Source organism: Flavobacterium sp. DSR3-2, from assembly GCF_049896525.1.
GTDB lineage: Bacteria > Bacteroidota > Bacteroidia > Flavobacteriales > Flavobacteriaceae > Flavobacterium.
This window is the reverse complement of the sequence record NZ_JAFCUM010000015.1, coordinates 18,022-30,393: the sequence shown is the minus strand read 5'-3', so window position 1 is coordinate 30,393 and position 12,372 is coordinate 18,022. Positions and strand designations below refer to the sequence as shown.

8 protein-coding genes are annotated in these 12,372 nt (G+C 35.5%); 6 read left to right on the top strand and 2 right to left on the bottom strand.

What is annotated here, in order from left to right; all coding sequences use genetic code 11:
* The first annotated feature begins 22 nt into the window (after positions 1-22).
* Positions 23-1,312, top strand: coding sequence for a DEAD/DEAH box helicase (locus tag ACP7AV_RS15325; RefSeq protein ID WP_426092685.1), 1,290 nt, complete (start codon positions 23-25; stop codon positions 1,310-1,312).
* A 367-nt stretch (positions 1,313-1,679) separates the two neighbouring features.
* A complete protein-coding gene (locus ACP7AV_RS15320; protein WP_426092684.1) occupies positions 1,680-2,690 on the top strand; it encodes an alpha/beta hydrolase in 1,011 nt (336 codons plus the stop codon).
* Between the two features lie 421 nt (positions 2,691-3,111).
* Here the strand turns inward: ACP7AV_RS15320 and ACP7AV_RS15315 are convergent, their stop codons facing one another.
* Positions 3,112-3,897 carry a pseudouridine synthase gene (locus ACP7AV_RS15315; RefSeq protein ID WP_426063339.1) on the bottom strand — a complete coding sequence of 262 codons (786 nt, stop codon included), beginning with the start codon at positions 3,895-3,897 and terminating at the stop codon, positions 3,112-3,114.
* A gap of 152 nt (positions 3,898-4,049) precedes the next feature.
* Positions 4,050-5,585 carry a YifB family Mg chelatase-like AAA ATPase gene (locus tag ACP7AV_RS15310; RefSeq protein ID WP_426092683.1) on the bottom strand — a complete coding sequence of 512 codons (1,536 nt, stop codon included), beginning with the start codon at positions 5,583-5,585 and terminating at the stop codon, positions 4,050-4,052.
* Positions 5,586-5,818: 233 nt separating this feature from the next.
* Here ACP7AV_RS15310 and ACP7AV_RS15305 point away from each other — a divergent pair, with 233 nt between their 5' ends.
* The 4 genes from ACP7AV_RS15305 to ACP7AV_RS15290 all read left to right on the top strand — a co-directional run bounded on the left by ACP7AV_RS15305 (position 5,819) and on the right by ACP7AV_RS15290 (position 12,220).
* Positions 5,819-8,809, top strand: a complete 2,991-nt coding sequence (locus ACP7AV_RS15305; protein WP_426092682.1) for an amidohydrolase family protein — start codon at positions 5,819-5,821, stop codon at positions 8,807-8,809.
* A 70-nt stretch (positions 8,810-8,879) separates the two neighbouring features.
* The gene (locus ACP7AV_RS15300) at positions 8,880-10,187 is read left to right on the top strand and encodes an amidohydrolase family protein (RefSeq protein WP_426063342.1); all 1,308 of its coding nucleotides are present in this window, start codon (positions 8,880-8,882) and stop codon (positions 10,185-10,187) included.
* A 9-nt stretch (positions 10,188-10,196) separates the two neighbouring features.
* Positions 10,197-10,574 (top strand): PH domain-containing protein, encoded by a 378-nt coding sequence (locus ACP7AV_RS15295; protein ID WP_426063343.1) that lies wholly within the window; start codon positions 10,197-10,199, stop codon positions 10,572-10,574.
* 329 nt (positions 10,575-10,903) lie between these two features.
* Positions 10,904-12,220 carry an ammonium transporter gene (locus tag ACP7AV_RS15290; RefSeq protein ID WP_426092681.1) on the top strand — a complete coding sequence of 439 codons (1,317 nt, stop codon included), beginning with the start codon at positions 10,904-10,906 and terminating at the stop codon, positions 12,218-12,220.
* Positions 12,221-12,372 lie beyond the last annotated feature (152 nt).

Here is a 12,372-nt window from a genome sequence, read left to right as displayed (position 1 = left end):
GTTTACTTTATAAACACCATTTATGTCATTTAATTCATTAGGCTTATCTGATGCTTTACTTAAAGCCATCAGCAAAAAAGGATATACAACTCCTTCACCAATACAACAAAAAGCAATTCCCCCAATATTAGAAGGCAAAGATGTTTTAGCATCCGCGCAAACTGGAACAGGAAAAACGGCCGGTTTCACGTTACCCATATTGCAAATCTTATCGCAGGGTCAGCATTTAAGACAAAGACCCATTCGTGCTTTAATATTAACTCCAACCAGAGAATTAGCAGCACAAATATTGGCCAATATCAAAGAATACAGTGAATTTTTAGACTTAAAAAGCACCGTTATTTTTGGAGGTGTAAACCAGAATCCACAAGTTACCCAACTGCGTCAGGGTGTCGATATTTTAGTCGCCACACCAGGTCGATTAATCGATTTGCAAAACCAAGGTTTAATATCGCTTGCCAAAGTTGAAATCTTAGTTTTAGATGAAGCAGACCGTATGCTGGACATGGGTTTCGTGCGAGACATTGAGCGTATTATAAAAGTATTACCTTCAAAAAGGCAAAACCTGATGTTTTCGGCAACCTTTTCAAAAGACATCAAGAAATTGGCAATGGGCATTTTGCACAATCCCGTTCATGTAGAGGCTACCCCGGAAAACACAACCGTGGATGCTATTACTCAAATAGTTTATCCTGTTGCAAAAGAGAAAAAAACCGAATTAATAATTAAATTGATTACAGAAGGGAACTGGAAACAAATTTTGGTTTTTACCCGCACTAAACAAGGCGCCAATAAACTGACGGAAAGCATGATTAGTGCCGGAATCAAAGCAGCAGCTATTCACGGAAATAAAGGCCAGGGAGCACGAACCAAAGCCTTGGCAGGTTTCAAAGACGGAAGCCTGACCGCTTTGGTCGCTACTGATATTGCCGCGCGAGGTTTAGATATCCCGTTATTACCACATGTGGTAAATTTTGAATTGCCTAACATTCCTGAAGATTACGTTCACCGAATTGGTCGTACAGGAAGAGCTGGAGCCAATGGTGAAGCTATTTCGTTATTCAGTCCAGACGAAACGGTCTTTTTACGTGATATAGAAAAATTAGTTGGCTTAAAACTGCCGGTTCAAAATATCAAAGGTTTTGAACCAGATCCTAACGCTTCAAAAGAACCAATCAAACAAGGCCAAGGAAGACAGCAACGCGATTCCACTCCTAAGAAACCAAAAACAGACACTACAAACCGAAGCAGCAATAATAGTTTTGGTCCAAGGCGTCCGAGTCAAAATAATGACCGACACTCTAATAGATAATTAATTTTTATTGTTTTTTAGGAGCAGAATATTTTCGTTTTTTTAGAACGTATTTCCCGCTATACATTACAAACCTTCTAAGGGCTGAACACCAGCTCTAAGAAGGTTTTTCATTTCTATCGGGGCTATTTAGAGCGTTTTTACTTTCATACTATCGTTTTGTAAATTCATCCCACAAATCTACAATAGCCAGATAATTTGTAAGAAAAAATGAATATATTTGAAATAAAATAATATAATCTTTGTCACTCCTATCTACACTAAATTGGGTGGCTTTATATGATTTTGTTATACATACAAATTGGCGGCAGCCTTGCAAAACGCACACATATTAATCACTTGCATACAATTTCATAAGATATAAATCATGAAAAAATTTAAAATCATATTAATTTTATTGTTAGCTGTTTCTGTAATTATAGTAGGTTATATCTACTCTCTAACATTCCAACCCGAAGGGCGGATAGATTGGGGGCAAGCTTTATTCTTAAAAATGGTAGGTAACAATGATAAACAAATAGGTTTACTAAAAAAAATGACAGTAAAGCAACGTAGTCATTTTACAGATGCGGTACCTATAAATACTGAAGGTTTAAATATTGATACTCTTAAAATCACAAATGATAGTCTAACTATTTTTATCTTCAAACCTAAAAATTTACCTAAGAATAGCCCTGTGATCGTCTATTTTCATGGTGGGGCATTTGTTTTACCGTGGACAAATGTATCAGTAACTTATGCCACACTTTTGGCTCACACGTTTAACGCTATTGTAGTTGGTGTTGATTATAGAGTTGCTCCAGATCACCCCTTTCCGACACCTAACAATGATTGTTATACTACACTACTTTGGACAATAAAAAATATAAGGAAATGGGAAGGAAATCCAAATCAAATAATTGTAGCTGGCGAAAGTGCTGGAGCGACTTTGGCCGCATTAGTAGCAATAAAAGCTAAAAAAGAACATTTAACAAACATTAAATATCAACTTTTAGATTGTCCTGTTAGTTATATTCCTTACAAAACTGATGCTTATATAAAGTTCAAGAATAGATATTTTTTAGAAGAAACTGAAATGCTTTTTGGGGTAGAAAGTTATTTACCAAATATGACTGATTATACAAATCCTTTAGCAATGCCGTACCACGAAAAGAATTTGTCAAATTTAGCCCCAGCTTTTGTGGTAACTTGTGAATTTGATCCTTTAAGAGATACAGGGCGGGATTACGCAAAAAAATTAAGCGAAGCAAAAGTTTCAACAGTTCATAAAGAAATGAAAGGAATGCTTCATTGCATGCCAGGTCCATTTAATGAAAGAGATAGAACTGAATTATATAGTGAAATAGCCAAAGAAATCAATCATAAAAATAAAAATTAAATTACAAATAAATCACCAATAAGAAAGGCAGCAGCCAATAGCTTCACAGCATTAGTCGGGAAATAGACTTTGTAGAAAGTTAGTTTTGTATTTGGGATGATTTGCTTCGCCTGTTCGCTATCGCTCGGGTGGCGAATCTCAATAATTAGCTTAATTTTGTCTCCCCACTACGCAAAGTCTCCGACTTTGAGTACGTATTTTTCAGTCTCCGACTGACCTTAAAATTCAAATATTTTAAAAATAAAATCGGTTAAAAACCGAAAGTCACTTCCTCAAAATCGGAGACTTTGTGGAACGTTGTAATTAACATTTAAAATCAAAAATCGTCAATAAAAAATCTGAAATCGGCTCCTCTTTATACTGAAAACTGTTGTTTCCAAATGCAACAATAATTTAAAGCATTACTTTACAAATTAGTATTCTATTTATATGTAGATAATATTTGTTTTTTATAGGAATATGGTATCGCCAGATCTTCATTGGTGTTTGCGACAGCTTCTGTCATGGCGATTTCATACTTATTCAAATCTAGATTAAGAATAATACCTACTCGGCTAAACTCTTCATTAATCTTTGCATTCAAGATCAGTTGTTCATTAGTTATAGGATGATTAAAAATTAATTGATGGGCATGAAGCATCATTCCTTTCAGTTCAAAATTCTCCAACCATAATTTATTTTGTTTGTTACAACCATGTGGACGACTTCCTAAAATAGGATGAAAAATATGTTTAAAATGTTTTCGTAATTGATGCATACGTCCAGTTTCAGGAATCGCTTCTACCAAACAATATCGTGAAGTAGGTTTATTGTTAAATTCTAACTCAATTTCGGTAGTTTGCAATCGATGAAAGTAAGTTATTGCATTTTGTATAATGCCATCATCATTGGTTAAATCATAATCAATCGTTAGATCTTCGGGTGACCAACCACGTAAAATTGCTAAATACTTTTTTTCGACTTCGCGTGTGGCAAAACGATCATTCATAATTTTTAAAATCTCCTTATCCAACGCAAATAACAAGACACCAGATGTTTTGCGATCTAACCGATGAATAGGATAAACATGTTGCCCTCCTATTTGATTTCTCAATTCTTGAATAGCAAACACTTTTGCATCGCGCGCGTAAAACGATTTGTGGACCAATAATCCACTTGGTTTATTAATTGCAATAATATATTCGTCTTGGTAAAGAATTTCTAGCATTTGGCAAAAATAAAAGAGATTCCTATCGAAATCTCTTTTTTGACTTATTTATTTCTATCTTTTTCTTTTTCCCTAACGCGAGCGTATTCCCAATTTTGCAGAGCTTAATCATCTCCAATCAAAAATCGCTAATCAAAAATCTGAAATCTGTTTTAGCCCAACCAACCATCACGATCCAAACTTCTGTACTGAATCGCTTCGGAAATATGACTGGAAACAACTATTGGAGCGGCATCCAAGTCAGCGATTGTGCGTGCTACTTTCAAAATCCTGTCATAGGCTCGCGCAGAAAGATTCAATCGTTCCATGGCAGTTTTCAATAATTGCTTAGAAACATTGTCCAAGGCACAATATTCCCGAATGTGTTTGGTATTCATTTGGGCATTATAATGGATATTTTCCATTTGCTCAAAGCGTTCGGTTTGAATTTCACGAGCCGCAGTCACTCTTTTGCGAATATCAACACTGCTTTCTGCTTTTTGGTCATCCGATAATTTTTCGAAAGGAACTGGCGTTACTTCGATGTGAATATCAATTCGGTCTAATAATGGTCCTGATATTTTACTCAAATACCGTTGCATTTCATGTGGCGAAGAAGTTTGTGGAGAATCCGGATCGTTGAAGAAACCACTAGGGCTCGGATTCATACTAGCCACCAACATAAACGAAGACGGATAAGTAACCGTAAACTTAGCTCTGGAAATAGTCACTTCTCTATCTTCTAATGGTTGACGCATCACTTCCAAAACATCTCTCTTAAATTCCGGCAACTCATCCAGAAACAAAACACCATTATGCGCCATAGAAATTTCGCCAGGCTGTGGATAACTTCCTCCTCCTACAAGTGCCACATTTGAAATGGTATGATGAGGACTTCTAAACGGTCTTTGATTCATTAGACCGACTTCCTTTAATTTTCCTGCCACACTATGAATTTTAGTAGTTTCTAAAGCTTCACGCAACGTCATGGGCGGCAAAATACTGGGTAATCGTTTGGCTAGCATTGTTTTCCCTGCTCCCGGCGGGCCAATCAAAATAATATTATGTCCTCCGGCGGCGGCAATTTCCATACAACGCTTGATACTTTCTTGTCCCTTAACATCAGAGAAATCAAATTCGGGAAAATCTAAGTTTTTATAAAATTCTGCTCTCGTATCTATTGTTGTTGGTTCCAGAGTGCCTTTTCCTTCCAGGAAATCAATTACTTCCTGCACATTTTCAATTCCATAAACATCCAATCCGGCAACAATTGCGGCTTCTTTCACATTTTGCTTCGGAAGAAAAAAACCTTTAAAACCTTCTTCTTTGGCTTTTATGGCAATTGGCAAAGCACCTCGTATCGGTTGAAGACTTCCATCAAGGGAAAGTTCCCCCATAATAATATATTTATCAACATCTTCCGCATTAATTTGTCCCGAGGCTACCAAAATTCCAATGGCTAAAGTCAAGTCATAGGCAGAACCTTCTTTGCGCAAATCGGCCGGAGCCATATTGATAGTAATTTTTTTGCCGGGCATCGCGTAGCCATTATTTTTGAGCGCTGCCGCAATACGGTAACTACTTTCCTTGATAGCATTGTCTGGCAAGCCAACTAAATGATATCCAATCCCTTTGTCAATATTTACTTCAACAGTAATCGTTGTGGCTTCGACTCCAAAAACTGCACTTCCAAAAACTTTTACTAACATGTATCCTTATTTGATTCTAAAATTAGAAAAAACTTTTCTTATTATAATTACAAATCCTACAAAACTTGCAATGAAATAATGAATAACAAAAATTTATTCAAAAAATAGTCAAAATTCTTTGGTATATAGCCCTATACCATTCATTTTTCGCAAAAACCAAATGTTAAAATTAAAAAAATTGACGTATACTATTAGCATTTTTCTACTTTTAGAAAATAATTAGAAACCATACTATGAAAAAAATCTTACTCCTACTCTTTTTCAGTTTTTTACTGCCAAAAACCTACGCACAGGAATACTTTCCAAATAATGAAAGTGTTCAAAACAAAACCAGCAATTTTACTGCTTTTACCAATGCAAAAATCTATGTAACACCGACGCAAGTTATTGAAAAAGGTACTTTACTGATTCAAAACGGAAAAGTAATTGGTGTTGGAAATAACATTTCAATTCCTAAAAATTGTACGACAATCAATTTAGATGGAAGATCCATTTATCCCTCTTTTATTGACATTTACACCAGTTTTGGAATCGAAAAACCAAAAGCAACCACCGAAAGGAATCCGTCATACGATACTAACAGATCCGGTTTTTATTGGAATGAGAGCATTCGTTCCGAGGTAAATGCCTACCAAGCTTTTAAATACGACCAAACTAAAGCGGAAGAATTATTGAAAGCTGGATTTGGTGTAGTAGGAACTCATGTACCTGACGGAATCGCCCGCGGATCAGGAACCTTAATCGCTTTAAACAACTTTGAAAAGAAGAATCAACTGCTTTCCGATAAAGTGACCAATCATTTTGCTTTTACTAAAAGTGTAACCACTAATCAATCCTATCCAAGTTCATTAATGGGAATGATGGCATTATTACGCCAAATGTATTATGATTTAGACTGGTATAAAAAAGGAAATTCAACTACCAAAGATTTGTCGTTAGAAGCCTTAGCGAATAATGAAAAGTTAGTGCAAATATTTGCTTCAGAAGATAAATTAAACAGTTTACGCGCTGCCAAAATAGCAAATGAATTTGGCTTAAATTATGTTTTAAAAGGAAACGGAAATGAATTTGAACGCATTGAGGAAATCAAAAAGACGAATTCGAAATTTATTATTCCTGTCAATTTCCCGGAAGCGTATGATGTTTCAGACCCAAACCAAGCGAACCAAATGGAATTGAAAGACTTGCGTTTTTGGAACCAAGCACCGACGAACCTTAAAGTTTTAGCTGACAATGGAATTATTTTCGCTTTGACAACAGACAAGTTAAAGAAGATGGAAGATTTCAGACCAAATCTTTTAAGAGCTATTAAATATGGTTTTGATAAAACGAAAGCATTAGAAGCATTAACGACAATTCCTGCTGCTCTTTTAGGAAAAAGTAACGAAATGGGAACTTTGAAAACAGGAAGTTTGGCGAATTTTGTGATTACATCCGGAGAAATTTTCGAAGAAAAAACGGTGTTATACGAAAACTGGGTTCAAGGAAACAAATTTGTTGTCAATGACATTGCAACGAAGGACATTCGTGGAAATTATGATTTAACCATAAACGCTGAAAGATACAAATGGAAGATTGATGGCGAAATTACTGCACCAAAATCAGAAATCACAACGGTTGACGCAAAAAAAATCAAGTCAAAACTTACAATGACCAATAATTGGATTTCTACAGTTATTAAACCCAATGATTCAACAAAAACCAGTTTCACAAGATTAATTGGATATATTGACGACACCCAAAATCTTTCTGGAAAAGCGGTTTTATTCAATGGAAATGAAGTGAAATGGTCGGCGGTAAAAACCTCCCCATTTATAAAAGCGATTGATTCCTCCAAAATTGAGAAGAACAATATGATTATCCCAACAACATTTCCTAATGTTGCTTTTGGAAATCTAAAGAAACCTGTAGCAGAAACAATACTTTTTAAAAATGCTACCGTTTGGACCAATGAAAAAGATGGTATTTTAGAAGAAACAGATGTATTGGTCAAAAACGGAAAAATAGCCTCCATCGGAAAAAATATTTCTGATGCATCCGCTACAGTCGTTGATGCCAAAGGAAAACATTTAACCAGTGGAATTATTGATGAACATTCACATATTGCCATTTCTAATGGTGTGAATGAAGGTGGACACAACTCCAGCGCCGAGGTCACAATTCAAGATGTAGTGAATTCAGAAGACATAAATATATACCGAGATTTAGCCGGTGGGGTTACGACATCACAATTATTGCACGGTTCAGCCAATCCAATTGGGGGACGTTCAGCGATTGTAAAATGGAAATGGGGAGCACCTGCGGATGAAATGCTGTACAAAGACCAACCAGGATTTATTAAATTTGCTTTGGGAGAAAATGTAAAACAAGCCAATTGGGGTAACGTAAATCCTACTCGTTTTCCGCAAACTAGAATGGGTGTTGAGCAAGTTTTTACAGACTATTTTCAACGTGCTAAAGAATATGACTTAGCTTGGAAAAACTACAATTCTACTGGTAAAAAAGGAAAAGGGAAAGCGCCAAGAGTTGATTTAGAACTTCAAACATTAGCCGAAATCTTAAACAAAAAACGTTTCATCTCTTGTCATTCTTATGTACAATCTGAAATTTTGATGTTGATGAATGTAGCCGAAAAATTTGATTTTAGAGTCAATACCTACACCCACATTCTTGAAGGCTATAAAGTCGCCGACAAAATGAAAGAACATGGTGTTGGAGCCTCTACTTTTTCGGATTGGTGGGCTTATAAATTTGAAGTAAATGATGCTATTCCTTTCAACGGACCTATTATGCACAATGCCGGAATTGTAGTAGCCTACAACTCTGATGATGCTGAAATGTCCCGAAGATTGAATCAGGAAGCAGCAAAAGCAGTAAAATATGGGAATATTTCTGAAGAAGATGCTTGGAAATTTGTTACTCTGAATCCTGCTAAACTATTGCATATTGATGACAAAGTAGGAAGTATCAAAGTGGGTAAAGATGCCGATATTGTATTGTGGAACACCAATCCATTATCAATTTATTCCAAAGCTGAGAAAACCTTAATTGAAGGTATAGTATATTACGATGCTCAAAAAGATGAAGCGCAAAGAGTAGCAATTGCTAAAGAAAGAAGTGAGCTAATAGGTCAGTTATTGCAAGAAAAAAATAAAGGCATGACCACGCAAGAACCTAAAAAAACGGAGAAGAAAGAATATCATTGTGATACTTTAGAAGAATAATACAATGCATTTAAATTTCAACAATCGTGCTTTTATGATAAAGCAAAGCACTTCTAAAAAATCTATAACTATGATTAGTAAAAAAATATATCTTTTAATATTGGCATTTAGTATATCAATACTTACACAGGCACAACAAACACCTGCCGCGAAACAATCAAAATCTATTTTGATTCTCAATGCTACAGCACACCTTGGTAATGGCGAAATAATTGAGAACAGTGCCATCGGATTTGTGGACGGGAAAATTACTTTGGTTGCAGATGCCACAGTAATCCGATTAGCCGCCGGTGCATACGATGTAACAATTGATGCAAGCGGAAAACACGTTTATCCAGGATTTATAGCTCCCAATTCTACACTAGGTTTAGTTGAAATTGATGCTGTAAAATCTTCTGATGATGAAGATGAAATTGGCGCTATGAAGCCTCACGTAAGAAGTATTGTTGCTTACACAGCCGATTCAAAAGTAATAGAAACTGTAAGACCGAACGGTATTTTGATGGCTCAAATCACGCCCAGAGGCGGAGTTATATCTGGTTCTTCCTCAATTGTTCAACTGGATGCCTGGCACTGGAAAGATGCGCTTATAAAAGAAAATGATGGCATTCACATCAACTTCCCTACTACGTTCAAACGTGGCGGTACCAGATTTGAACCGGGAAACATCGAGGCCAATAAGGATTATTCAAAACAAATTTTAGAATTATCCTCTTTTTTATCTAATGCAAAAGCGTATTTAGGCGAAAGTTCGAAAGAGCGAAATTTAGTTTTAGAATCTACAAAAGGTTTGTACGACGGAAGCCAAACGCTATTTATTCATGCCAATGAAGAAAAACAAATCATCGATGCGGTGCAATTTGCCAAAGAAAGTGGCATTAAAAAAATGGTGATTGTTGGCGGATATGAAGCCTACAAAACAGCTGAATTATTACAAAAAAATAATATTGGCGTGCTGCTTAGACGAGTGCATGAAATGCCTGAAAATGACGATCATGATATTGATTTACCATACAAAAACGCTAAATTACTAACAGATAAAGGAGTTCTTGTAGGTTTAGAAAACAGCGGTGCCCATGAAAGAATGAATACCAGAAATCTACCATTTTTAGCTGGAACATGCGCTGCGTACGGACTAAACAAAGAGCAAGCGTTGCAATTAATAACATCAAATACTGCTAAAATATTAGGAATTGATGCGCAATGTGGTACCTTAGAGCAAGGAAAAGACGCTACACTATTTGTTTCTGAAGGTGATGCTTTGGATATGAGAACAAATAAATTGACCAACGCTTTTATCCAAGGCAGGATGATCAGTCTGGAAACGCATCAAACAAAGCTGAACGATCGCTATAAAACAAAATACAATCAAAAATAAAGTAATACAATGGGACTATTTAATGCCATTTTAGGCAATGCATCAGAAGTGAATATTGAAAATATTTCTAATGAATTTGAGCCAATCTTAATTGATGGCGAGATAATTGAAAAAGCGTATAAACTTATTCGCGATATGTTTATTTTCACCAATAAAAGACTGATTTTGGTCGAAAAACAATTGGTTGGAAGCAAAGTTGATTACATGTCAATTCCGTATTCAAGTATTAAGAAATTCTCTAAAGAAAGCGCCGGAATATTGGATTTAGATGCCGAATTAAAAATTTGGTTGAATAACGACAACAATCCAATTATCAAACAATTTGGAAAGGGCGGAAACAACATTAATGAAGTATACAAAATTTTAAGTATGCATACTTTGAAATAGAAACAATATTGAAGAAATCCTAAAGATGACACTAATTGAAATTCAGTTAGTGTCATTTTTATTTTACCCAATTCTGTTTACAATTAAAAAATAAAACAAACCCGGATCAGAGAATTAAATATTATAAGAATACCCACTTTAACAGTTAAAATAAGATTTCTCTTTGAGCTTACTTTGACAAATTCTAATTTTTCACTTAAAATTACACTATACCTATAATAAAAAGGGGTACACATTGTTTAAATCATAAAAATAAAACATTCAACAGCTTTTTTTAAGGGGGTTAATGATGATTTTTATATTTTTATTGAAATTTAAAACTAAAAACAATGAGGAAAATTATTTTAAGTGTACTATTAATCACAATCTTGGTATTAACCTTTTTTTCAAATTATTTCCTAGCAGATAACCCTGCTCCGACAGAAGCTGTAAAATTTGATACTGGCGATACCGCTTGGATGATTGTTGCGACAGCACTTGTATTCATTATGACTCCTGGTTTAGGTTTCTTTTATGGTGGAATGGTAGGCAAAAAAAATGTTATCAGTACCATGCTTCAAAGTTTTATGGCAATGATAATTGTAACCGTTTTATGGATTGTTATCGCTTTTGGATTATCGTTTGGCCCATCAATTGGTGGTTTCATAGGAAATCCTATCCCAAATTTATTTTTTCAAGGTGTAGGAACCAACACATCATGGAGTTTGGCTCCAACAATCCCTTTTATGTTGTTTGCTTTATTTCAGGCGAAATTCGCCATAATCACGCCAGCATTAATTACAGGCGCATTTGCAGAAAGAATTCGTTTTTGGGCGTACTTATTATTTATGGTTTTATTCATATTACTTGTTTATACGCCATTGGCACACATGACCTGGCATCCAGATGGTATTTTCTTTAAAATGGGAGTTTTAGATTTCGCCGGTGGAACAGTTGTTCACATGAGTGCTGGATGGGCTGCTTTAGCCGGAGCCATTTTCTTAGGAAAAAGAAAAGTACAAAAAGTAAATCCTGCTCGTATCACTTATGTATTATTAGGAACTGGTTTATTATGGTTTGGATGGTTTGGCTTCAATGCGGGATCAGCTTTAGGTTCAAACGGTCTGGCAGTTCAAGCTCTTGGTACGACTACTGTTGCAGCTGCGGCTGCGGGAATGTCTTGGGTATTTCTTGATAAAATTCTTGGTCACAAACTTTCCGCAATGGGAGCTTGTATCGGTGTTGTAGTAGGTTTAGTCGCCATAACTCCTGCGGCAGGATTTGTAAGCATTCCACACGGTATGTTCATCGGAGCCTTTGCCAGTATAGTGAGTAATTTAGTGGTTAGGAGTTTCCATAAAGGGAAAATTGATGATGCTTTAGACGTTTTCGCCTGTCATGGTGTCGGTGGAATGGTTGGAATGCTTTTAACTGGAGTATTTGCTTCAAAATCAATCAACTCTGTTGTTGGTGATAACCAAGGACTGATTTTTGGCGATGCTACATTATTCTTGAACCAGTTAACTGCTTTAGCAGCCGTTTCCATATTTGCTTTTACAGCTTCTTATTTCCTTTTCTTTATTGTAAATAAAATTACTCCGCTTCGTGTAAGTGAAGAAAAAGAAGAGTTAGGCTTAGATATTTCTCAACATGGTGAGTTTTTGTAAATCATTACAAAATTAATAAACTCTCTAAAATTCAGAGCGTTTATTTTTACTCTATAACTGTCCTAAAAACTTATAATTTATAAAATAAGACCCATTCTTTAAACAATGAACTAACAGCATTAAATCTAATTTATCAAATATTAATTTTAGCC